The sequence below is a fragment of the Bradyrhizobium sp. 179 genome (assembly GCF_023073535.1).
In the GTDB taxonomy this organism is placed as follows: Bacteria; Pseudomonadota; Alphaproteobacteria; order Rhizobiales; family Xanthobacteraceae; genus Bradyrhizobium.
In genome coordinates, this window is sequence record NZ_JADPJR010000131.1 from 88,792 (window position 1) to 110,462 (window position 21,671).

Below are 21,671 nucleotides of genomic sequence, written 5' to 3' on the forward strand. Positions count from 1 at the left end.
GCGAAATCTCTTCCGTTCAACACGTCAATTCAACCACAGCCGCGGCAGCACGGCGCCGGTGCGCGCCAGCACCGCCATCATGTCAGTGCGCAAACGCGCCGCATCTTGGGCACAGAACCGCGCCATTGCAAAGCCATTCCAGGCGGATATCCCGACCTCGCCGGCGAACGAGTCCGATGCTTCGCGCAGGCGCTCAACCAGGGCCTCGTCTCCAGGCAGGATCAGGGCCGTGCCGATCGCGGCGCCATCTTTGGCAACGGCAGATCGGCCGAGTTTTGCGCCGATATTGCCGTCGAGCCTGATAGTTTCGGCGAACACCAGCTTGCCGCCGCGAGAGAGCCGCCAGCGATCGACAAACTCGCCCTGCTCCATCCGCTCGCCCATGGCGGTGCGACCGAACACCACGATCTCGCAGAGCAGAAGCGAAGCCTTCTCATCGAGCGCGATGTCGAAGCGGCGATAGATACGGGCGCGATCGAACAGGATCATCTCCTGAGGCAGCCAGGACAGATGCGCGCCTGCGCCGACCTTCAGCGCGATATTGAGCTCGGCCGCCTGTCCCGGCGCACGATAGACCTTTTCTGCGGCCGCCGTAGTCAGCGTCAGCCGCGCAGCATCAGCGGCCGTGATCTCAATGTCGAAGCGATCGCCGCCAGCGACCCCGCCGGCCGTGTTGACGAACACGCCAGACAGCCCCTCGCCTTCCGGCGATGGAAAGCGCACGCGCAGCGAGCCGCTTTCATGCAACGTGCCACGCCGCGTCACGCCGTCGCGCGCCTGAACATCGAAGCGCACCTCGCCGCGGGCACGGTTCGCCTCGAAAACGGTTGATGTGACTGAAACGTCGCTGCGCATCCGCCTCCCCACCCGGTCGCGGCAGAATGGCCTAGAGCGCCATCTGGCGGCTGATTTCGCTCGCGTCGAGATTGGAGCGGTCGCAGGTGAACTTCACCGCGCCGCGATCCATCACCGCGAAACTGTCGCCGAGTTCGCAAGCAAAGTCGAGATATTGCTCGACCAGCACGATCGCAATGTTGCCGAGGTTGCGCAGGTAGGAGATGGCGCGGCCTATGTCCTTGATGATCGATGGCTGGATGCCCTCGGTCGGCTCGTCGAGCAGCAGCAGCTTTGGCCGCATCACCAGCGCGCGCCCGATCGCGAGCTGCTGCTGCTGACCGCCGGAGAGGTCGCCACCGCGCCGGCCGAGCATGGATTGCAGCACCGGAAATAGCGAGAACACGTCGTCCGGAATGTGCTTGTCCTCGCGCTTGAGCGGGCCGAAGCCGGTCTTGAGGTTCTCCTCGACCGTGAGCAACGGAAAGATCTCGCGGCCCTGTGGCACGAAGCCGATGCCCCTGCGCGCGCGCTCGTAGGGCTTCAGGCCCGTGATGTCTGTGCCGTCGAGCACGATCGCGCCCGAGGAGATCGGATATTGCCCGACCATGGCGCGCAAGAGCGAGGTCTTGCCGACGCCGTTGCGGCCGAGCACGCAAGTCACCTTGCCCGGCTCCGCCGAGATCGAGACGCCGCGCAGCGCCTGCGCCGCGCCGTAGAACAGGTTGATGTCTTTAACTTCAAGCATCGGAAACACCTTTATGGGCGAATAGCGAATGGCGAGTAGCTAGTAAGAGAAGCGGCCAATCCATTCGCCATTCCCTATTCGCCATTCGCTACCTGCCCAGATAGACTTCGATGACCCGCTCGTTGGACGAGACCTGGTCGATGGTGCCTTCCGCCAGCACGGTGCCTTCATGCAGGCAGGTCACCTTGACTCCGAGCTCGCGCACGAAGGTCATGTCGTGCTCGACCACCATCACGGTGTGGGTCTTGTTGATCTCTTTCAGCAGCTCGGCGGTGAGATACGTCTCGACGTCGGTCATCCCGGCGACCGGTTCGTCGACGAGGAGCAGCTTTGGGTCCTGCGCGAGCAGCATGCCGATCTCGAGCCACTGCTTCTGGCCATGGCTGAGGCTGCCGGCGAGACGGTTGCGGGCGTCGGTGAGCCGGATCGTCTCCAGCACCTTGTCGATGCGCTCGGACTCCGCTTTGCTGCCGCGCCAGAACAGCGTGCCGCGGACCGAGTGATCGACATTGAGCGCGAGCAGGAGATTGTCCTGCACGCTCTGACTCTCGAACACGGTCGGCTTCTGGAATTTGCGGCCGATGCCGAGCTCGGCGATGCGGGTCTCATCGAGCCGCGTCAGATCGGTGACCCCGTCGAACAGCACAGTGCCCTCGTCCGGCTTGGTCTTGCCCGTGATGATGTCCATCATCGTGGTCTTGCCGGCGCCGTTCGGACCGATGATGGCGCGCATCTCGCCGGGCTCGAGCGTCAGCGACAGGTTGTTGATGGCGTGGAAGCCGTCGAACGAGACGTGCACGCCGTCGAGATAGAGCATCGCGGAGGTCGCGCGGGTATCCATGACGTTCATCGCGCTACTCCGCCATCTTGGGTTCGGTGACGCCGTCTTCGGCCGCAGCGCTCGCAATGGCCGCGGCGGTGCGCTTCTCCTTCGATGAGTCCCACCAGGCGTTGAAGGTGCCGACGATGCCCTTCGGCAGCAGCAGCGTCACCAGGATGAACAACGCACCCAGCATGAACAGCCAGTACGGCGCGAGCACGCCGGAGGTGAAGAAGGTCTTGGCGTAATTGACGACGACGGCGCCGAGCGCCGCGCCGACCAGCGTGCCGCGGCCGCCGACCGCAACCCAGATCACCGCCTCGATCGAATTGCCCGGCGCAAATTCGGATGGATTGATGATGCCGACCTGCGGCACGTAGAGCGCGCCGGCGACGCCGGCCATGCATGCCGACACCGTGAACACGAACAGTTTGTAGGATTCGACGCGGTAGCCAAGAAAGCGCGTCCGCGATTCCGCGTCACGCACCGCAATCAGCACCTTGCCGAGCTTGGAGGAGACGATGGCGCGGCAGATCAGGAAGCCCAGAATCAGCGCCAGGCAGCTCAGCGCGAACAATGCGGCGCGCGTGCCCTCCGCCTGCACGTTGAAGCCGAGGATGTCCTTGAAATCGGTCAGGCCGTTGTTGCCGCCGAAGCCAAAATCATTGCGGAAGAAGGCGAGCAGCAGCGCATAGGTCATCGCCTGCGTGATGATCGACAGATATACGCCTGTGACGCGGGAGCGGAAAGCAAGCCAGCCGAAGCAAAAGGCGAGAAGGCCCGGCACGACCAGCACCATCAGCGCTGCAAACCAGAACATGTCGAAGCCGTACCAGTACCAGGGCAGCTTCTGCCAGTTCAGGAACACCATGAAGTCGGGCAGGATCGGATTGCCGTAGACGCCGCGGGTGCCGATCTGTCGCATCAGATACATGCCCATGGCGTAGCCGCCGAGTGCGAAGAAGGCGCCGTGGCCGAGCGAGAGGATGCCGCAATAGCCCCAGATCAAGTCGATCGCGAGCGCGAGGATGGCGTAGCAGACGTATTTGCCCCAGAGCGCGACGAGATAGGTCGGCACCTGAAGGAACGAGCTCGCAGGCAGCAGCAGGTTGGAGAGCGGGATGAGGATGCCGCAGGCCGCGACGACGGCAAGGAAAATCGTCGCGCTTCGGTCCAGCGATCGCGTCAGCATGTGAGGGGTCATGCTTCCACCGCACGGCCCTTGAGCGCGAACAAGCCGCGCGGCCGTTTTTGGATGAACAGGATGATCAGAACCAGGATGGCGATTTTGCCGAGCACGGCGCCTGCGACCGGCTCCAGGAATTTGTTGGCGATGCCGAGCGTGAAGGCGCCGACCAGGGTGCCCCAGAGATTGCCGACGCCGCCGAACACCACGACCATGAAACTATCGATGATGTAGCTCTGGCCGAGATTGGGGCTGACATTGTCGATCTGCGACAACGCCACGCCTGCAATGCCGGCAATGCCGGAGCCGAGCCCGAAGGTGAGCGCATCGACGCGCGAAGTGGCGATGCCCATCGAGGCCGCCATGCGGCGGTTCTGCGTCACCGCGCGCATCTCGAGGCCGAGCGCGGTGTAGCGCAGCATCGCGAGCAGGATCGCGAACACGGCCAGCGTGAAGCAGAGGATCCAGAGCCGGTTATACGTGATAGTGATCTGGCCGAGTTCGAACGCGCCGCTCATCCAGGAGGGGTTGCCGACCTCGCGGTTGGTCGGGCCGAACATGGTGCGCACCGCCTGCTGCAACACCAGCGACAGGCCCCAGGTCGCCAGCAGCGTCTCCAGCGGACGGCCGTAGAGGAAGCGGATGATGCTGCGCTCGATCAGGACGCCGATGGCGCCGGCGACGAGAAAGGCGAGCGGCACGGCAATCAGCAGCGAATAGTCGAACAGGGCGGGAGAGCGGGTACGGATCACCTCCTGCACCACGAAGGTGGTGTAGGCCCCGATCATCACCATCTCGCCATGCGCCATGTTGATGACCCCCATCACGCCAAAGGTGATGGCGAGCCCGATCGCAGCGAGCAGCAGCACCGAGCCGAGCGAGAGGCCGTACCAGGCGTTCTGCACCATTGACCAGACCGCAAGCGAGCTTTGGATCGAGCCGATCGCGCTCGCGGCAGCCTTGCTCACCGAGGCCGGCTGGTCGCCCATGCCGGTGAGCAGCGCCAGCGCCTCCTGGTCGCCGCGCGCCTTGAGCGTGGCGACGGCCTCCAGCTTCTCGACCTCGGTGGCGTCCGACTTGAACAGCAGGATGGCCGCACGGGCTTCGCCGAGCACCGTCTTCACGGCTCTGTTGGTTTCCTTGGCGAGCGCACCGTCGACTGCCTCTAGCGCCGATTCCTCATGCGACTTGAAGACGGATTGCGCGGCCTGAAGGCGCGTCGACAGATCTGGCGACTGAAGCGTCAGGCTGCCGACCGCGGCATCGACGCTGCGGCGCAGACGGTTGTTGAGCCGAACCGCGCTCGCGCTGTCGGGAATGCTGGTCACCGCCTGGCCGGACGCGGCGTCGATCGACTTGCCGTCGGCGCCGGTGACGTAGACCTTCTTGCTGTCTGGATCGGCCATGAGGCGGCCGTCTTGCAGCGCGCTGATGATCGGCAATGCCAGCGGGTTGCCGCTGCTTGCGACCGCGCCGATCGCCTCTTCCGTGTCGGAAAAATCGTCGTTGGCGAATTTTGCGACCGCATCCTCGAACGGACCGGCGAAGGCCGGCAGCGCGAACGCGATCAGGAACAACGAGAGCAGGAGCGAACGGAGACGGGCGGACAAATGGGCTAGCACTGTGAATGACCCCGGCGGAAATGGATGGAGAAGGCGGCGGGATCGCCGCCCTCTCCAATCTTGGAGCGTCAGATCGGGATCAGGAGCCCGAACCGAGGCACTTGTTGGTCTTGGTGTTGAAATTGCCGCACTTCTTGCCGACCCAGTCGCCGATCAGGTCCTTGGAGCCCTCGAGCTCCTTCGACCAGGCATCGCCAGCAACGAGACCCGGGGTCTTCCAGACCACGTCGAACTGGCCGTTGCCCTTGATCTCGCCAATGAACACCGGCTTGGTGATGTGGTGGTTCGGCAGCATCTTCGACACGCCGCCGGTCAAGTTCGGCGCCTCGATGCCGGGAAGCGCATCGATCACCTTGTCCGGATCAGTCGACTTCACCTTCTCGACCGCCTTCACCCACATGTTGAAGCCGATCACGTGCGCTTCCATCGGGTCGTTGGTCACGCGCTTCGGGTTCTTGGTGTAGGCCTGCCAATCCTTAATGAACTTCTCGTTCGACCCGTCCTTGGTCTTGATCGACTGGAAGTAGTTCCAGGCGGCGAGATGGCCGACCAGCGGCTTGGTGTCGATGCCGGCAAGCTCTTCCTCACCCACCGAGAACGCGACCACGGGGATGTCCTTGGCCTTGATACCCTGGTTGCCGAGTTCCTTGTAGAAGGGAACGTTGGCGTCGCCGTTGATGGTCGAGACCACCGCGGTCTTCTTGCCAGCCGAGCCGAACTTCTTGATGTCGGCAACGATCGTCTGCCAGTCGGAGTGGCCGAACGGCGTGTAGTTGATCATGATGTCTTCCTGAGCCACACCCTTCGACTTCAGATAGGCTTCCAGGATCTTGTTGGTGGTGCGCGGATAGACGTAGTCGGTGCCCGCGAGCACCCAGCGCTTCACCTTCTCTTCCTTCATCAGATAGTCGACGGCGGGAATCGCCTGCTGGTTCGGCGCAGCGCCGGTGTAGAATACGTTGCGCTCGCTCTCCTCGCCCTCGTACTGCACGGGGTAGAACAGGATGTTGTTCAGCTCCTTGAAGACCGGCAGCACGGACTTGCGCGACACCGAGGTCCAGCAGCCGAACACGACCGCGACCTTGTCCTTCGTGATCAGCTCGCGCGCCTTCTCGGCGAACAGCGGCCAATTGGAAGCGGGGTCGACGACGACGGCCTCGAGCTTCTTGCCGAGCACGCCGCCCTTCTTGTTCTGCTCGTCGATCAGGAAGAGGATGGTGTCCTTCAGCGTGGTCTCGCTGATGGCCATGGTGCCGGAAAGGGAGTGAAGCACGCCGACCTTGATCGTGTCGTCCGCGGCCTTGGCGCCGGTCAATGAAGCCAGACCGAGCATCAGCCCGGCCGTCGCGGCGAGGACGCCGCGGCGGCTAAATGACGCCGCTATATCGTGAGTGGATTTGCTAAGCATGAGTGTATCATCTCCCTGACGCAGACGTGAAAAACGCTGCGAAACGGCCCCACGGCCGCCTGCGATTAACGGATTCGCAAGAACCATGCCATGGACTGATCACCCCTCAAGCCATTGTTCTTGCTAGCAAAACAGCCAGAATTCCAAGTCTCGAGGCGATCTGTTCGCCCAAACCCTAGGCAGTGGGGATGTATGCGAAAGCGGCAGACGGCCTATTTTATATGCAAATCGTCCGCTCTGGCTAAATTTCCGGCACAACTATTTCTGCGCCGCAACCGTCGTTTGGGGCGAACCTGCCTTGAAAGCGCCCCCACGATGTTCCATATGAACGGTCGAGACTGCTTGCGAATCAAGCCGTCGTTGCGAGCTGCGTGTTCTTAAGCCCCTACGGGCCTCTGGCTTGCCCCATATCTCCCAAGCCCATCCGACACCCCAAACACGCAGGTGTCTTCTCGACACCCTATGCGCGCGCCGCGCCGAATGCGCCGGGCGCCCGCCTTTGACATGGAAAGAACCCCTCTTTTGACTTCGTTTCAGGATTTCGGCCTCGCCGAACCCATCGCACGCGCTCTTCGTGAAGAGAACTACGTCACCCCCACCCCGATCCAGGCTCAGACCGTCCCGCTGGCGCTGACCGGCCGCGACGTCGTCGGCATTGCCCAGACCGGCACCGGCAAGACCGCGTCTTTCGCGCTGCCGATCCTGCATCGCCTGCTCGAGAACCGCATCAAGCCGCAGCCCAAGACCGCCCGCGTCCTGGTGCTGTCGCCCACCCGCGAGCTGTCCGGCCAGATCCTCGACAGCTTCAATGCCTATGGCCGCCACATCCGCCTGTCCTCAACACTCGCCATCGGCGGCGTGCCGATGGGCCGCCAGGTCCGCTCGCTGATGCAGGGCGTCGAGGTTCTGGTCGCCACTCCCGGCCGTCTGCTCGATCTTGTCCAGAGCAACGGGCTGAAGCTTTCAAGCGTCGAATTCCTCGTGCTTGACGAGGCCGACCGCATGCTCGACATGGGCTTCATCAACGACATCCGCAAAATCGTTGCCAAGCTGCCGATCAAGCGGCAGACGCTGTTCTTCTCGGCCACCATGCCGAAGGACATCGCCGAGCTCGCCGACGCCATGCTGCGTGATCCCGCCCGCGTCGCGGTGACCCCGGTCTCCTCGACCGCCGAACGGATCAACCAGCGCATCCTCCAGGTCGACTTCTCGGCCAAGCCGGCCTTCCTCGCCAAGCTGCTGAAGGAAGAACCGGTCAACCGGGCGCTGGTCTTCACCCGCACCAAGCACGGCGCCGACAAGGTCGTAAAGACACTGGAGAAGGCGGGCATCCCCGCCAGCGCCATTCATGGGAACAAGTCACAGAACCATCGCGAACGAACGCTGGGCCAGTTCCGGTCGGGCGAGATCCGTACCCTGGTCGCCACCGACATCGCTGCCCGCGGCATCGACGTCGACGGCATCACCCACGTCATCAATTTCGATCTGCCCAACGTGCCTGAGACTTACGTCCACCGCATCGGCCGCACCGCGCGCGCCGGCGCCGACGGCACCGCGATCTCGCTGGTTGCCGGCGGTGACGAGCTCGGCTATCTCCGCGACATCGAGCGCCTGATCCGCGTGGCGTTGCCGCGCGAGGACCACCGCACCGACGCCGGTCGCCGGGATGCCGGTCCTCCCCCGCCGCAGCAACGACAAGGTCGGCCAGGCCGTCCGGGCCAGCGTCCGCAAGGCGCACGGCACGGGCAGGGTGACGGGCGGCGTTCCGACGAGAGGCATGCCGACGGGCGCCACCACAGCGCCGGCAAGCAGGGGGACGGACGCCCCGGCGAGGGACGGCATATTGACGGGCGGCCCGGCACTGGCCCGAAAGCTTCGAAGGCATCTCGTCGCCGCCGTTCCGGTGCTAAGATGCATTCGTCGCTAACCGACCGTCCGGAACAGCGTTCCGCGCATAGCGCCGGGACGCCTGATGGGATACAAGGCGTTGCCTTTTTGCGCCGCGAGAGTCGGCCGAACGGTCAACCGAATCGCAAACCCTTTTCGCACTAGCCGTCCACGACCTGGAGAAATTCATGGCTAAGGAAGAGCTGATCCAGTTCGAAGGACTGGTCACCGAAATCCTCCCCGACGCACGCTACCGCGTGCAGCTCGACGCCGGACACGAGATCGTTGCTTACACCGCCGGCAAGATGAAGAAGAACCGGATCAAGACGCTCGCGGGCGACCGCGTGACGGTGGAGATGTCACCGTATGACCTCGAGAAGGGCCGGCTGATTTTCCGCCACAAGGACGAACGTCCGAGCACGGGAGGCGGACCGCCTCGTCCCGGCCAGCGCGGCGGCCAGTTCCGCCGCCGTTAGTCCTTCGGGCGCGTCAGCGCGGAAGTAAAATTCTGGTCTGTATGCTGATCCGCCGCGCACCTCGCGGCGGATCAAAAAATCGTGCGCTCCGGATTGTTTTGAAGCCCTAATTCCGATAAACTGAATTAATCGATTTTCGGCCGGACGACATTAGCATCCACCGGTACAGCCGGTTCAGACACGCTGACGACCCTTCCAAAAATTCGATCTAACCTGCCTGCGCGAGCGGGCTCTTACATGGTGCTATCTAGAAGGGACTACCCCAGTGAGCATGGGAACCGTGAAGTGGTTTAACGCGACCAAGGGTTATGGCTTCATTCAGCCCGATGACGGTGGCAAGGACGTGTTCGTTCACATCAGCGCCGTCGAGCGCGCCGGCCTCGGCTCGCTGCACGAAGGCCAGAAGGTCTCCTACGAGATCGTGGCCGACCGCCGCTCCGGAAAGTCGGCAGCGGACAACCTCCGCGCCGCAGGCTGAGCCCGCCGGGCCCATAGTCCGGATATTGCCCCGGACCGGCTCAGGCGAGCCAAGGAATCGAAAAGGCCGTGCGCAACGCACGGCCTTATTCATGTCGGAAGGAGGCGCTGCGGTCAGTAGGCCGTGCAGGCCGTAGCCGGGCTGTAATAGACGCAGGTGGACTGGCGCGGGCGGGTATAGGCGACATCGCTCAGCGTGACCGCGTTCTTGAGCACGTAGCCGATCGTCGGCGTGTAGGTGTAGCTGACCTCACTGAAGATCAGGTAGGTGCCGCCGACCGCAAGCGTCGTGGGAATCGTGACCAGGGACTTCTCCGTGCGCGGCACGGATCCCTTGCTCCACTGCACATGCGCCTGCAGGGTCGATGGGTCGACATAGAGTTCGCTGATCGTCGCCGACACCGTCGTGGTGGGATACGGCGTCATGACGCCGGTCGAGGCCGCGAAGAAATTGGTCATGTCGGTATCGCCGACCGAAATCGATTGCGAGGTGAGGTCGGACAGCGTCCGCGCCATCAGCGTCACCTTGCGATCGATCGCCACCGCCGACGAGAACTCGACTGTGCCGAAGAACATCACCAGCATCAGCGGCACGATCACCGCGAATTCGGTCGCCGCGAGCGCCCTGCTGTCCGCGACGAACTCGCCCACGGCGCAATGGGCCACCCACCAGATTCTCGACATCGTCTGCATCGTTCCGTCCAGATCCATTGGTCCTAGTAAGGCTCGTTCTTGAACGCGGCCGTGGCAACCAGCAGCCGCTTGCTGCCGGCAAGATTGGAGGTGTTGTAGCCGAACCCGGTGACGAACAGCGGCCACTGATAGAACACCCGCACCACCACGATGTCGCCCGCACCGCCCGGGCTGTAGCTCGTGTTCGTGTCGAAATTTCCGCTGCCGTCGATATGGGTCGGCAGCGTCACCGCGGCGAAGGACGAGAAGCTGGTGACTTCGACATAGAGCTTGTTGCAATCGAACAGCGCCGGAATCTGGCTACAGACATAGGATTTGAACGTTGCTTGCGTGCAGGGCTTGCTCACGCCGGAGACGGCGCAGGCCGTCACTGAGCCGGATTGTGCCTGCCCGGTCAGAACCACGCGCGCGGAATTCTGGGTGATGGTCTCGAGCACCTGGCCCGCGAAGAACATCAGCGCCGTCTCGATAATGGCGAACAGCAACGCGAAGAACACCGGAGCGACCAGCGCAAACTCGACGACCGCGGAGCCGCGGCGGTTGCCGCGAAACCGGCGCAGCGCGGCGAGCGGCGTGAACCTCGTAGGCGCAGGCGATGGCATCGCGTCAAATTCCCCGGCAACGGCAATCATCTGCCCGCTTCAATAGCGAAAACTGATTGTTTAAGTGTTTCAGGCGATCCGCTCCGGTCAGACCGCCTCGTTAAGCATGCGTTAACCACGAACGCCCAAGCACAGGGGAGGCAGGAAGGCCACGCGGAAACAAGGCGCGCGGAGAGAAGAGCTCCTCGTGAGAGGCGCCAGCGCCCGGGCCGGTGAGGCGATCCTGCCCGAGCAACTTCGCCGGTTCTGCTAGTTGGTCTTGGCGCCGGCTCCGGCCGTGCCGCTGGCATTGCCGCTCAGTGTGCCCGCCTGGTTCATCGTGTTGTTGAAGTAGGCATCGCTGTCGCCGAGCGTGACGCGGCGCTGGCAAAGCGGCAGGCAGCTATAGGACTCGCGCTCGATCCCGCGATAGACGGTGACGAGCCGATCGCTCGGACCTTCGACCTGGATCTGGCGGTCGACCAGAATCTCGCCGCCCCGGTCGAGCGCGATAAAATTGGTGGCACCATAACCTTTCCCGGTCACGACGATCATGCCGCCAGGCTGGAGCGTGACGTCCGCGATCAGGGGATTGCCGACCACGATGGTCGCGACCTTGCCGGGGAGCCGTACCAGCTTGGCCTGGTCGACATTGACGGCGATGGTATCGGCGGTGGGCTCGGCAAGGCCGGCACCAGGCGACGCCAGCACCGCGGCCGCAACCAGAAGGCAGACGCGCGCCTGACGGCGCAGCAACTCTTTACGCATACTCTTACCCCCGGGACGTCACAAACCGGCAGAAACGATCAAACAGCGGAGCCGGTGCCCGACCCGGCTAACCTGCGCTTAATTCGTGAACGTTCCGCAAACTCGCCGACTATTGTTTGAAGGGAGCTTCCGAATCGTCGGCGCCGCGCTAACGGCGGAACGGATAGGCGAGTTGCCCGCCGATTTCCTTCGGCATGGTCGCTTCGTCCTTGCCATAATCCTGCGGCAGCCTGCCCTCCGGCATCCGGAAGGTGCCGAACAGCACGTCCCAGATCGGGAACGTCCCGGCAAAGTTGGTATCGCCGCCCTCTTCGAGCGAGGTGTGGTGCCAGCGGTGGAATACCGGCGTCGCCAGCACATATCTGAACGGTCCGAAGGTCCAGTTCAAATTGGCGTGCACGAAGGCCGAATGAAAGGTGGTGAACGGACCGACCCAGATCATGACGTTCGGGGAGATACCGGCCATCAGCAGCACGACGTCGACGCTGATCGTCCCGAGCATGAGGTTGACGGGATGGAAGCGCGCCGCGGAAATCCAGCCGATCTCCTCCGACGAATGATGAATCGCGTGGTACTTCCAGAAGCCACCGTCGTGGAAAAGCCGGTGCAGCCAGTACAGCATGAAATCGGACAGCACCAGGAACAGCACGGCCTGTAGCCACAGCGGCAGCTGTGACAGCGGGCCATGGCCGTTGTCGTAGAAAGCGATGAGGTCGTCGGCATCGTGGATGCTGAAGACCACGCCGGCGCCCACGATCAGCAGTCCGATCCGCATGGTGCGGGCGAACACCGGTACGAAGAACCAGTAGCAGATGTCGGTGAGGATCTCCCGCTTGCGCCACCACGGCGCGCCGGGATTGCAGGCCCAGAAATGCTCGAGCACGGTGAAGATTGCCGCGAGCACCAGGGTGACGGGGACCATCTTCTGGATCGTCTCGCCGAGCATCAGGGCGACTTGCATGGGCAGGCTCGACATCGTCGCCTCACTTCCGAATTGCTGGTCCCGCCTAGGCCTACTCCGCTAGATTTAAAGGAGGGTGAAGCCGGCGGTGCATGCGCTGCATTCGGAACAGACCGAATTCAACTGCCTTATTAAGACGAAATTCACTCTGGCCAAAAGCACCGCGCCACAAGCGGGTTTGCTCGAATGAATTAACGCTACCGAAAGAGCTCGACTCTCATGTTCGTCGCGTCAAAGACAGCGCCGAACGAGGCGATCCCATCCAGACGGAGTTTTGTTCATGAAGAACCTGATTGCGCGTTTCGCGAAGGACGAATCCGGTGCCACCGCCATCGAATATGGTCTGATCGCCGCCGGCATCGCGCTGGCCATCATCACCGTCGTCAACAATCTCGGCAGCACGTTGAACAGCAAGTTCGGCTCGATCAGCACGTCGCTGAAGTAAGCGGCTTGACGAGCGACCGCAAAAGCCCCGGACCTCCGGGGCCTTTGTTTTTCTGAAGACGGCGAGTTCCAGTGGCGTTGCGCGAGTACAGAACCGATGCCGCCGTCGCGGCGAACGAGGCGGTGTCGCAGACCAGCTCGCCGGCCTATTGGGTCTGCCTTGCGCTGCTGCTGGCGACGCTCGTCCTCGCCGTGCGCATCGCCAGCCTCTGGTGAGCACGCTTGCGGCGGTGCCACCCCCGCCGCCCGGCTGCCGTTGTCGGTTTGTTTAGCACTGCCGGCTAGCATCCGCGCCGCCAGCTTCGGCGACACAACCAGGCCTCAAGACGCAGCCCATGATCCTCGACCTTGCGCGCCTTCTGCTCTTCCCGGCCCTCATGGCGTTCGCCGCCGCGAGCGATCTCTTCACGATGACGATCTCGAACCGCGTCTCGCTGGCATTGGTCGCAGGCTTCTTCGCCCTCGCCCTCGCCGGTGGCATGGCGCCTTACGAGGTGCTGAGCCATCTCGGTGCCGGCGCACTTCTCCTGGTCGTGGCCTTCACCTGCTTTGCGATGGGCTGGGTCGGCGGCGGCGATGCCAAGGTCGCGGCCTCAGTCGCACTCTGGTTCGGCTTTGCACATCTGATCAACTTCCTACTCTACGCTTCGCTGTTCGGTGGCGCGCTGACGCTGCTCCTGCTCCAGTTCCGGCAATGGCCGCTGCCCTACGGACTGGCGGGCCAAGCCTGGCTCGCACGGCTGCACGCCAAGGAGAGCGGCATTCCCTACGGAATCGCGCTCGCACTGAGCGCGCTGATGGTCTACCCAGAGACCGAATGGGTGAAGGCGATCGACCTCGCTCACCTCGCACTGCGCTGAACGCACCGGGTAAACCGGGCGTTGAGGCGATTTAGATACGCCTCATTAACCATGCTTTGACGAATAGCTGGTCAACTGCCGATTACGGCGGCGGCAGCGTCGCGGCGTTTTTGTTGGAAAGTGAAGCGTATGAATAGGGCACGCATTGTCGTCCTGACGGTCGCTATCGGGGCCGGCGGCGTCGCCGCGTACCTGGCGAGCGGCACGGACAATTCTGCGCCGCCTCCGGCTCCGGTCGCGCAGCTTCCGACCGTCGACGTTCTGGTGGCCAAGAACGATATCGGTCTCGGCCAGACCGTGAAGCCGGACGACGTGCAATGGCAGACTTGGCCGGCCGCGACCGCCAGCGCCACCTTCATCCGCCGCAACGAGCGTCCCGAGGGCGCGACCCAGGTGACCGGCTCGATCGCGCGCGCTCCCTTCATCCAGGGTGAGCCGATCCGCGACCAGAAGCTGGTCAAGGCCGAGGGCTCCGGCTTCATGGCGGCAATCCTGCCTTCCGGCATGCGGGCGATCTCGACCGAGATCTCGCCGGAGACCGGCGCAGGCGGCTTCATCCTGCCCAACGACCGCGTCGATGTGATCCTCACGCGCCGCCTCAAGAACCCGGACCAGAGCAGCGGCGCCCCGGACATCGTCACCTCCGAAATCATCCTCGCCAACATCCGCGTCCTGGCCATCGACCAAGCGCCGAAGGAGAAGGACGGCCAGAACACGGTGGTCGGCAAAACCGTGACCTTGGAGCTCAATGCGGCGCAGACCCAGGCGCTTTCGTCGGCCCGCCAGGCCGGAACGCTGTCGCTGGCGTTGCGCAGCATAGCCGACGTCAAGCTCAGCGAGATCACGCTCGACGAATCCGCGCAGAAGCGCGACGGCGTTTCGATCATTCGCTACGGCATTCCAAGTCAGACGGCGAAAGCACGATGAAGACAGTCGATATGAAATGCAGGGCAAATCTGGCGACGATGCGAACCTCACTGGTTCGCGCCCTGTCGTTTTCGGCCGTCCTCGCGCTGACGCTGAACCCGGCCCTTAGCCCGGTGGTCGCCGCCGACTACCGCGCCGTGGTGCCGGTCGCGGCCGACGGCCAGATGAACGCGCGTTTCCTCTCGCTCGGCATCGGCAAATCTGTCGTGGTCGATCTGCCGCGGGACATCAAGGATGTGCTGGTCGCAGACCCCAAGATCGCCAATGCGGTGGTCCGCTCGGCGCAGCGGGCCTACATCATCGGCGCCTCGGTCGGCCAGACCAATATCGTGTTCTTTGATTCCGCCGGCCAGCAGATTGCGGCCTATGACATCGCGGTCAAGCGCGACCTCAACGGCGCGCGGGCCGCACTGAAACAGATCCTGCCCAACTCCGACATCCAGATCGACGGCCTCGGCGACGGCATCGTCCTGACCGGCACGGCTGCGAACCCGCTCGAAGCGCAGCAGGCCAATGATCTCGCCGCGCGCCTCGCCGGCGGCGCCGACAAGGTGGTGAACTCGATCGTGGTCCGCGGCCGCGATCAGGTCATGCTGAAGGTGACGGTGGCTGAAGTTCAGCGCAACATTGTTAAGCAGCTCGGCATCGACCTCTCCGCGAACCTGAACTACGGCACCTCCGTGGTGAGCTTCTCCAATTCCAACCCGTTCACGGCCCTTGGCCACAATCTCGTGGACGGTAACAACCTGACTACGAAATTCGGCGCGACGCCGTCCGTGCAGGCCACCCTGCGCGCGATGGAGACCGCGGGCGTGATCCGTACGCTGGCCGAGCCGAATCTGACCGCGATCTCCGGCGAGTCGGCGACCTTCATTGCCGGCGGTGAATTCCCCGTGCCGGCAGGCTATGCGTGCGATCCGACCACGCATGTCTGTACCACCCAGATCAGCTTCAAGAAGTTCGGCATCTCGCTCAACTTCACTCCGGTGGTCCTGAGCGAGGGCAAGATCAGCCTGCGCGTGATGACCGAAGTCTCGGAACTGTCGAACGAGAATGCGATCACGCTGTCCCAGGCGGTGACCTCGACGTCGGTGAACTCGCTGACGGTGCCCTCGATTAGGACCCGTCGCGCCGAGACTTCGCTGGAAATTCCCTCGGGCGGCGCGATGGCGATGGCCGGCCTGATCCAGCAGCAGACCAAGCAGGCGGTCAGCGGACTGCCGGGGCTGATGCAGCTCCCGATCCTCGGCACGCTGTTCCGCAGCCGCGACTTCGTCAACAACGCGACCGAACTGGTCGTGATCGTGACGCCTTATGTCGTTCGCGCGGTTGCGCAAAAGGATCTGTCGCGGCCGGATGACGGCTTTGCCGCGCCTTCCGATCCGCAGGCCGAGCTGATCGGCAACATCAACCGCATCTACGGCGTGCCCGGACGGACCGAACCGGCCAGAAATTACCGCGGCACCTACGGCTTCATCACCGACTGAGGCGGAACGGGGACTTCACGATGATCATAAGACCACCCCAGCTTCGCAAACGCGCCATCCGCCTCGGTGGCGCGCTCGTCGGCATGGCGCTCGCCCTCGGCGGCTGCCAGCACGACGAAGCGGTCACCGCCTCCATTCCCGACGATTACAAGCAGCGCCATCCGATCGCGATCGAAGAGCAGAACCGCTCGATCGTCGTCTTCGTCGGCCACGCCCGCGGCGGCTTGACCGCCGCCCAGCGCGCCGACGTGATGGGCGTCGCCTCGGCCTGGCTGCACGAGGGCACCGGCGCGATCCGGATCGACGTGCCATCCGGCACGCCCAACGCACGTCCGGTCGCGGACACCATGCGTGAGATCCAGGCGATACTGGCGGCGGCCGGCGTTCCGCCGCGCGGCGTCAACGTTCGCCCTTATCAGCCGGACGACAAGCGCTTCCTGCCGCCGATCCGGCTCACTTACTCCAAGATCGCCGCGGTCGCGGGTCCCTGCGGCCTGTGGCCGGAGGACATCGGCCCCTCGATGAAGAATAAGAGCTGGTTCGAGAACAAGGACTATTACAATTACGGCTGCGCCTATCAGCGCAACCTCGCTGCGATGGTCAGCAATCCGTCGGACCTCGAGCAGCCGAGGGCCGAAACGCCGTCCTACATGGCGCGTCGCACCACGCTCCTCGAGAAATATCGCAAAGGAACGCCGACGGCGGTCTCCTATCCTGAAGCCGACAAGGCCAAACTCAGCGACACCGGCAAATGATCAGCTACGCTCGCCAGCCTCAAGAAGAGCAGCCGGAGGCCCCACCCCCGCCGCTTGATGAGCATATTGCGCCCTCGCCGCGTGTCTCGGTCCAGGCCTTCTGCGAGACCGTAGAGACCGCTGCCGCGGTGCAGTCGGCCGGCGAGGATCGCCGTCTCGGCAAAGCCCATCTGAAGATCCAGATGGGCGGCATGGCGGCGGCGATCGAAGCCTATCGCTCCGCCCCGACACCAAACGTGATCGTGCTCGAAAGCGACGGCCGCAACGATCTCCTGGGCGGGCTCGACCAGCTTGCCACCGTCTGCGACGCCGGCACCCGCGTGGTCGTGATCGGCCGCATCAATGACGTCATGCTCTACCGCGAGCTGGTGCGCCGCGGTGTCAGCGACTACGTGCTCGCGCCGGTCTCCGCGATCGACGTGGTGCGCTCGATCTGCAACCTGTTCTCGGCGCCCGAAGCCAAGGCGGTCGGCCGCATCATCGCCGTCGTCGGCGCCAAGGGCGGCGTCGGCGCTTCCACCATTTCCCACAACGTTGCCTGGGCGATCGCGCGCGATCTCGCGATGGATGCGGTGGTCGCCGATCTCGACCTCGCCTTCGGCACGGCCGGGCTGGACTACAACCAGGACCCGCCACAGGGCATCGCCGACGCCGTGTTCTCACCCGATCGCGTCGATACGGCCTTCATCGACCGCCTGCTGTCGAAATGCACCGACCATCTCAGCCTGCTGGCGGCGCCCGCGACGCTCGACCGCGTCTATGACTTCGGCTCGGACGCTTTCGATGCCGTATTCGACACGCTGCGCTCCACCATGCCCTGCATCGTGCTCGACGTGCCGCACCAATGGTCGGGCTGGACCAAGCGCGCCTTGATCGGAGCGGACGATATCCTGATCGTGGCCGCGCCGGATCTGGCCAATTTGCGCAACACGAAGAACCTGTTCGACCTTTTGAAGGCCTCGCGCCCCAACGACCGGCCGCCGCTCTACTGCCTGAACCAGGTCGGTGTTCCGAAACGTCCCGAAATCGCCGCCACGGAATTCGCCAAAGCGATCGAGAGCCAGCCGGTCGCCTCGATTCCGTTCGAGCCGCAGATCTTCGGCTCGGCGGCCAATAACGGGCAGATGATTGCGGAGATCTCGGCCAATCACAAGTCGATCGAGATGTTCCTTCAGATCGCCCAGCGCCTGACCGGCCGGAGCGAGACCAAGAAACAAAAGTCGTCCTTGTTTTCACCCCTGATTGAGAAGTTGCGGGGAAAATAGCCGCCGCATGGAGTTGTTAAGTGTTCGGTAAGCGTAGCGGAACAGACACCGACCTTCGGGCTCCCAAGCCCGGCGCCGTGTTGCCCGAGCCTTCCCAGGCTCCGGCGGCGACGGTGTCGCGCGGCCCGCTCCCGCCGGCCGTCGCCTCGCCGCCGCTTGCCCCTGCCAAGGCCCCGCCGCCTCCCGCCATGGAGAGCCGGCGGTCGGACAATTATTACGAGGTCAAGGCCACCATCTTCGGCGCGCTGATCGAGGCCATCGACCTCGCCCAGCTCGCCAAGCTCGATTCCGAGTCCGCCCGCGAGGAAATCCGCGACATCGTCAACGAGATCATCGCGATCAAGAACATCGTGATGTCGATCGCCGAGCAGGAGGAACTGCTCGACGATATCTGCAACGACGTGCTCGGCTATGGCCCCCTCGAGCCCCTGCTCGCGCGCGACGACATCGCCGACATCATGGTGAACGGCGCCGGCACCGTCTTCATCGAAGTCGGCGGCAAGATCCAGCGCACCGGAATCCGGTTTCGCGACAACCAGCAGCTCCTCAATATCTGTCAGCGCATCGTCAGCCAGGTCGGCCGGCGCGTCGACGAATCCTCACCGATCTGCGACGCGCGCCTCGCCGACGGCTCCCGCGTCAACGCTATCGTGCCGCCGCTCGCGATCGACGGCCCCGCCCTCACCATCCGCAAATTCAAGAAGGACAAGCTGACGCTCGATCAGCTCGTCAAGTTCGGCGCGATTTCGCCGGAAGGCGCAGAGATCCTCCAGATCATCGGACGGGTCCGCTGCAACGTGCTGATCTCCGGCGGTACCGGCTCGGGCAAGACGACGCTGCTCAATTGCCTGACCAACTACATCGAGCACGACGAGCGGGTCATCACCTGCGAGGACGCGGCCGAGCTCCAGCTCCAGCAACCTCATGTGGTCCGGCTCGAAACCCGCCCACCCAACATCGAAGGCGAAGGCCAGGTCACCATGCGCGAGCTGGTGCGCAACTGCCTCCGTATGCGCCCCGAACGCATCATCGTCGGCGAAGTCCGCGGCCCCGAGGCGTTCGACCTGCTTCAGGCCATGAACACCGGCCATGACGGCTCGATGGGAACGCTGCACGCCAACAATCCGCGCGAAGCGCTGTCGCGCTGCGAATCCATGATTACTATGGGCGGCTTCTCTCTGCCCTCGCGCACCATCCGCGAGATGATCTGCGCATCCATCGATGTCATCGTTCAGGCCGCACGCCTGCGCGACGGCTCGCGGCGGATCACCCACATCACCGAAGTGATGGGCATGGAAGGTGACACCATCATCACCCAGGATATCTTCCTCTACGACCTGATCGGCGAAGACGCCAACGGCAAGATCATCGGCCGGCACCGCTCGACCGGCATCGGCCGCCCGAAATTCTGGGAACGCGCCCGCTATTACGGCGAAGAGAAGCGCCTTGCCGCCGCGCTCGACGCCGCGGAAGTGGCGCCGACAACGTGAGCAGGTCAGCGTCATGAACATGCAGGTCCTCGCGCTCGCGTTTCTCGCCACGGCCGCCGTCGGAGGCATCGCCTGGGTCTTCCTCTATCCACTCCTGTCAGGGGAGCGGAAAGCCGAAAACCGCCGCGCGGCTATCGCGCGCGCCGACGCGCCCGCGGCCAAGCAGACCGACAAGAGCCAACGATCGCGCCGTGAGCAGGTCGAGACTTCGCTCAAGGATCTCGAGGCGCGGCGCCAGCAGGAGAAGAGGATTCCGCTCAGTGTCCGCCTCTCGCAAGCAGGGCTCGACTGGACGGCGCAGAAATTCTGGGTCGTGTCCGCCGTTGTGGCGGGCGTGCTGTTCGCGGCCGCTCTGTTCGTCGGGGGCGGCCTGCTCGGTGCCGCCGGCCTGGCTTTTGCTGGCGGCTTGGGCCTGCCGCGCTGGGCACTGGGTTTCCTCAAGAAGCGCCGCGAGTCCAAGTTCCTGGCGGCGCTGCCTGATGCGGTCGACGTGATCGTGCGTGGCATCAAGGCGGGTCTGCCGCTGTTCGAATCGATCAAGGTCGTCGCTGCCGATGCACCGGAGCCGCTGCGCACCGAGTTCCTCCAGATCATCGAGACGCAGGCGATCGGCATGCCGCTCGGTGAGGCCTGCTTGCGTCTCTATGAGCGCATGCCGCTCCCAGAGGCGAACTTCTTCGGCATCGTGATCTCGATCCAGCAGAAATCGGGCGGCAACCTCTCCGAAGCGCTCGGCAACCTCTCCAAGGTGCTGCGCGACCGCAAGAAGATGAAGGAAAAGATTCAGGCGATGTCGATGGAGGCCAAGGCCTCGGCAGGCATCATCGGCTCGCTGCCGCCGATCGTGATGTTCCTGGTCTATCTCACGACGCCGCACTACATCTCGCTGCTTTGGACCCACCCGACCGGCCAGCTGATGCTGGTCGGCTGCGTCGTCTGGATGTCGATCGGCATCATGGTGATGAAGAAGATGATCAACTTCGATTTCTGACGGTGCCGTATGGTCGAGTTTCTCGTTTCGAAGCTACATGACGTCCGCTTCATGACCATGCTGCTGGCGGCCATTGCCGCCAGCGCCACCGTCTATACGCTGGTGATGCCGCTGTTTGCCGGCGAGGGACTCTCCAAGCGCATGAAGGCGGTGGCGAGCGAGCGTGAGCGCCTCCGGCAGCGCGAGCGCGAGCGCCTCAACAAGAACGAGAAGGTCTCGCTGCGCCAGTCGCCGAAGCAGCTCGTCTCCAAGGTGGTCGAGGACTTCAACCTCACCAAATGGCTGGCGCAGGAGGCCGCCCGCGACAAGCTCATCATGGCGGGCTACCGCGGCCAGGCGCCCTACATCACCTTCCTGTTTGCCCGCATGGTCGCTCCGATCGCGCTCTTCATCGGTACCGCCATCTACGTCTTCTTGATCGCGCATTTGGAGCAGGCGCTGCCGGTCAAGATCGGCATCTGCGTCGGCGCGGCCTATCTCGGCCTCCAGGCGCCGATGCTGTTCCTCAAGAACGCGATCTCCAAACGCCAGCTCTCGATCAAGCGCGCCTTTCCGGACGCGCTCGACCTGCTGCTGATCTGCATCGAATCCGGCATGTCGGTCGAAATGGCGTTCCGCAAGGTCGCCACCGAGATCGTCGGCCAATCGATCGCGCTGTCGGAGGAGTTCGCGCTGACCACGGCCGAGCTGTCCTACTTGCAGGACCGGAAGATGGCCTATGAGAACCTGGCGCGGCGCACCGGGCTCGAAGGCGTCAAGTCGGTCTGTCTGGCGCTTCAGCAGGCAGAGCGCTACGGTACGCCGCTCGGGCATTCCCTGCGTGTCATGGCGCAGGAAAACCGCGACATGCGCATGAATGAGGCCGAGAAGAAGGCCGCTGCGCTACCGCCGAAATTGACGGTGCCGATGATCCTGTTCTTTCTTCCGGTCCTGTTCGTCGTCATTCTCGGACCGACCGGCATCAAGATCACCGAGCTGCACTGACGCGAGA

The 21,671-nt window shown here is 63.8% G+C and carries 23 protein-coding genes; 13 read left to right on the forward strand and 10 right to left on the reverse strand.

Translation table 11 applies throughout. The features are described from left to right. Positions 1–24: 24 nt before the first annotated feature. From IVB12_RS30705 to urtA, 6 genes are all read right to left on the reverse strand, one after another. Entirely contained in the window at positions 25–855 is an 831-nt protein-coding gene (locus IVB12_RS30705) for an urease accessory protein UreD (protein ID WP_247304816.1), read from the reverse strand. A gap of 31 nt (positions 856–886) precedes the next feature. Then, positions 887–1,582 (reverse strand): urea ABC transporter ATP-binding subunit UrtE, encoded by a 696-nt coding sequence (urtE, locus tag IVB12_RS30710; RefSeq protein WP_247277824.1) that lies wholly within the window; start codon positions 1,580–1,582, stop codon positions 887–889. 88 nt (positions 1,583–1,670) lie between these two features. Then, entirely contained in the window at positions 1,671–2,432 is a 762-nt protein-coding gene (urtD, locus tag IVB12_RS30715; RefSeq protein WP_247304818.1) for an urea ABC transporter ATP-binding protein UrtD, read from the reverse strand. Positions 2,433–2,436: 4 nt separating this feature from the next. After that, the gene (gene urtC / locus IVB12_RS30720; protein WP_247304820.1) at positions 2,437–3,606 is read right to left on the reverse strand and encodes an urea ABC transporter permease subunit UrtC; all 1,170 of its coding nucleotides are present in this window, start codon (positions 3,604–3,606) and stop codon (positions 2,437–2,439) included. Continuing rightward, entirely contained in the window at positions 3,603–5,210 is a 1,608-nt protein-coding gene (urtB, locus tag IVB12_RS30725; RefSeq protein WP_247304822.1) for an urea ABC transporter permease subunit UrtB, read from the reverse strand. The genes urtC and urtB overlap by 4 nt, the downstream gene beginning before the upstream one ends. A 79-nt stretch (positions 5,211–5,289) precedes the next feature. Then, complete coding sequence (gene urtA, locus IVB12_RS30730) at positions 5,290–6,618, reverse strand: urea ABC transporter substrate-binding protein (RefSeq protein WP_247304824.1); 1,329 nt, start codon at positions 6,616–6,618, stop codon at positions 5,290–5,292. A gap of 480 nt (positions 6,619–7,098) precedes the next feature. Here urtA and IVB12_RS30735 point away from each other — a divergent pair, with 480 nt between their 5' ends. The 3 genes from IVB12_RS30735 (at position 7,099) to IVB12_RS30745 (ending at position 9,459) form a co-directional block, all read left to right on the forward strand. Continuing rightward, positions 7,099–8,670: a DEAD/DEAH box helicase gene (locus tag IVB12_RS30735; protein ID WP_247304826.1), complete on the forward strand. Its 1,572-nt coding sequence runs from the start codon at positions 7,099–7,101 to the stop codon at positions 8,668–8,670. Positions 8,671–8,693: 23 nt separating this feature from the next. Next, on the forward strand, positions 8,694–8,981 hold the full coding sequence (gene infA / locus IVB12_RS30740; protein ID WP_247304828.1) for a translation initiation factor IF-1: 288 nt from the start codon (positions 8,694–8,696) through the stop codon (positions 8,979–8,981). A gap of 265 nt (positions 8,982–9,246) precedes the next feature. Then, positions 9,247–9,459: a cold-shock protein gene (locus tag IVB12_RS30745; protein ID WP_247277830.1), complete on the forward strand. Its 213-nt coding sequence runs from the start codon at positions 9,247–9,249 to the stop codon at positions 9,457–9,459. 113 nt (positions 9,460–9,572) lie between these two features. On the opposite strand, the gene IVB12_RS30750 is transcribed toward IVB12_RS30745, so the two are convergent. From IVB12_RS30750 to IVB12_RS30765, 4 genes are all read right to left on the reverse strand, one after another. Further along, positions 9,573–10,142, reverse strand: a complete 570-nt coding sequence (locus IVB12_RS30750) for a TadE/TadG family type IV pilus assembly protein (RefSeq protein ID WP_247304830.1) — start codon at positions 10,140–10,142, stop codon at positions 9,573–9,575. A gap of 32 nt (positions 10,143–10,174) precedes the next feature. Continuing rightward, positions 10,175–10,753: a TadE/TadG family type IV pilus assembly protein gene (locus IVB12_RS30755; RefSeq protein ID WP_247304833.1), complete on the reverse strand. Its 579-nt coding sequence runs from the start codon at positions 10,751–10,753 to the stop codon at positions 10,175–10,177. A 249-nt stretch (positions 10,754–11,002) separates the two neighbouring features. Beyond that, positions 11,003–11,500 (reverse strand): pilus assembly protein N-terminal domain-containing protein, encoded by a 498-nt coding sequence (locus IVB12_RS30760; protein ID WP_247304836.1) that lies wholly within the window; start codon positions 11,498–11,500, stop codon positions 11,003–11,005. 148 nt (positions 11,501–11,648) lie between these two features. Continuing rightward, complete coding sequence (locus IVB12_RS30765) at positions 11,649–12,476, reverse strand: sterol desaturase family protein (RefSeq protein WP_247304839.1); 828 nt, start codon at positions 12,474–12,476, stop codon at positions 11,649–11,651. A 265-nt stretch (positions 12,477–12,741) separates the two neighbouring features. Between IVB12_RS30765 and IVB12_RS30770 the strand changes: the two genes are divergently transcribed. The 10 genes from IVB12_RS30770 (at position 12,742) to IVB12_RS30815 (ending at position 21,664) form a co-directional block, all read left to right on the forward strand. Further along, positions 12,742–12,906 carry a Flp family type IVb pilin gene (locus IVB12_RS30770; protein WP_247304840.1) on the forward strand — a complete coding sequence of 55 codons (165 nt, stop codon included), beginning with the start codon at positions 12,742–12,744 and terminating at the stop codon, positions 12,904–12,906. Positions 12,907–12,983: 77 nt separating this feature from the next. Then, positions 12,984–13,121: a hypothetical protein gene (locus IVB12_RS30775; protein WP_247277941.1), complete on the forward strand. Its 138-nt coding sequence runs from the start codon at positions 12,984–12,986 to the stop codon at positions 13,119–13,121. A gap of 119 nt (positions 13,122–13,240) precedes the next feature. Then, positions 13,241–13,765 (forward strand): prepilin peptidase, encoded by a 525-nt coding sequence (locus IVB12_RS30780; protein WP_247304842.1) that lies wholly within the window; start codon positions 13,241–13,243, stop codon positions 13,763–13,765. 129 nt (positions 13,766–13,894) lie between these two features. Continuing rightward, positions 13,895–14,692 (forward strand): Flp pilus assembly protein CpaB, encoded by a 798-nt coding sequence (gene cpaB, locus IVB12_RS30785; RefSeq protein WP_247304844.1) that lies wholly within the window; start codon positions 13,895–13,897, stop codon positions 14,690–14,692. An 11-nt stretch (positions 14,693–14,703) separates the two neighbouring features. Further along, on the forward strand, positions 14,704–16,179 hold the full coding sequence (locus IVB12_RS30790; protein ID WP_247304923.1) for a type II and III secretion system protein family protein: 1,476 nt from the start codon (positions 14,704–14,706) through the stop codon (positions 16,177–16,179). A 20-nt stretch (positions 16,180–16,199) separates the two neighbouring features. Further along, positions 16,200–16,934, forward strand: coding sequence for a CpaD family pilus assembly protein (locus tag IVB12_RS30795; protein ID WP_247304846.1), 735 nt, complete (start codon positions 16,200–16,202; stop codon positions 16,932–16,934). Beyond that, entirely contained in the window at positions 16,931–18,199 is a 1,269-nt protein-coding gene (locus tag IVB12_RS30800; RefSeq protein ID WP_247304848.1) for an AAA family ATPase, read from the forward strand. Before IVB12_RS30795 ends, IVB12_RS30800 begins: the two co-directional genes overlap by 4 nt. Positions 18,200–18,219: 20 nt before the next feature. After that, positions 18,220–19,689: a CpaF family protein gene (locus IVB12_RS30805; protein ID WP_247304850.1), complete on the forward strand. Its 1,470-nt coding sequence runs from the start codon at positions 18,220–18,222 to the stop codon at positions 19,687–19,689. Between the two features lie 13 nt (positions 19,690–19,702). Then, positions 19,703–20,680 (forward strand): type II secretion system F family protein, encoded by a 978-nt coding sequence (locus tag IVB12_RS30810; protein ID WP_247304852.1) that lies wholly within the window; start codon positions 19,703–19,705, stop codon positions 20,678–20,680. 9 nt (positions 20,681–20,689) lie between these two features. Beyond that, positions 20,690–21,664 carry a type II secretion system F family protein gene (locus IVB12_RS30815; protein WP_247277841.1) on the forward strand — a complete coding sequence of 325 codons (975 nt, stop codon included), beginning with the start codon at positions 20,690–20,692 and terminating at the stop codon, positions 21,662–21,664. Positions 21,665–21,671: the final 7 nt, after the last annotated feature.

What these genes read in the sequence shown, in the direction of transcription:
- IVB12_RS30795 (WP_247304846.1), top strand. Translation starts at nt 16,200, where the DNA reads ATGATCATAAGACCACCCCAGCTTCGCAAACGCGCCATCCGCCTCGGT.
- IVB12_RS30770 (WP_247304840.1), top strand. Translation starts at nt 12,742, where the DNA reads ATGAAGAACCTGATTGCGCGTTTCGCGAAGGACGAATCCGGTGCCACC.
- infA (WP_247304828.1), top strand. Translation starts at nt 8,694, where the DNA reads ATGGCTAAGGAAGAGCTGATCCAGTTCGAAGGACTGGTCACCGAAATC.
- urtA (WP_247304824.1), bottom strand. Translation starts at nt 6,618, where the DNA reads ATGCTTAGCAAATCCACTCACGATATAGCGGCGTCATTTAGCCGCCGC.
- urtD (WP_247304818.1), bottom strand. Translation starts at nt 2,432, where the DNA reads ATGAACGTCATGGATACCCGCGCGACCTCCGCGATGCTCTATCTCGAC.
- IVB12_RS30760 (WP_247304836.1), bottom strand. Translation starts at nt 11,500, where the DNA reads ATGCGTAAAGAGTTGCTGCGCCGTCAGGCGCGCGTCTGCCTTCTGGTT.
- IVB12_RS30815 (WP_247277841.1), top strand. Translation starts at nt 20,690, where the DNA reads ATGGTCGAGTTTCTCGTTTCGAAGCTACATGACGTCCGCTTCATGACC.
- IVB12_RS30705 (WP_247304816.1), bottom strand. Translation starts at nt 855, where the DNA reads ATGCGCAGCGACGTTTCAGTCACATCAACCGTTTTCGAGGCGAACCGT.
- IVB12_RS30765 (WP_247304839.1), bottom strand. Translation starts at nt 12,476, where the DNA reads ATGTCGAGCCTGCCCATGCAAGTCGCCCTGATGCTCGGCGAGACGATC.
- IVB12_RS30790 (WP_247304923.1), top strand. Translation starts at nt 14,704, where the DNA reads ATGAAATGCAGGGCAAATCTGGCGACGATGCGAACCTCACTGGTTCGC.
- urtC (WP_247304820.1), bottom strand. Translation starts at nt 3,606, where the DNA reads ATGACCCCTCACATGCTGACGCGATCGCTGGACCGAAGCGCGACGATT.
- cpaB (WP_247304844.1), top strand. Translation starts at nt 13,895, where the DNA reads ATGAATAGGGCACGCATTGTCGTCCTGACGGTCGCTATCGGGGCCGGC.
- IVB12_RS30735 (WP_247304826.1), top strand. Translation starts at nt 7,099, where the DNA reads ATGCGCCGGGCGCCCGCCTTTGACATGGAAAGAACCCCTCTTTTGACT.
- urtE (WP_247277824.1), bottom strand. Translation starts at nt 1,582, where the DNA reads ATGCTTGAAGTTAAAGACATCAACCTGTTCTACGGCGCGGCGCAGGCG.
- IVB12_RS30750 (WP_247304830.1), bottom strand. Translation starts at nt 10,142, where the DNA reads ATGTCGAGAATCTGGTGGGTGGCCCATTGCGCCGTGGGCGAGTTCGTC.
- IVB12_RS30800 (WP_247304848.1), top strand. Translation starts at nt 16,931, where the DNA reads ATGATCAGCTACGCTCGCCAGCCTCAAGAAGAGCAGCCGGAGGCCCCA.
- IVB12_RS30780 (WP_247304842.1), top strand. Translation starts at nt 13,241, where the DNA reads ATGATCCTCGACCTTGCGCGCCTTCTGCTCTTCCCGGCCCTCATGGCG.
- IVB12_RS30755 (WP_247304833.1), bottom strand. Translation starts at nt 10,753, where the DNA reads ATGCCATCGCCTGCGCCTACGAGGTTCACGCCGCTCGCCGCGCTGCGC.
- IVB12_RS30810 (WP_247304852.1), top strand. Translation starts at nt 19,703, where the DNA reads ATGAACATGCAGGTCCTCGCGCTCGCGTTTCTCGCCACGGCCGCCGTC.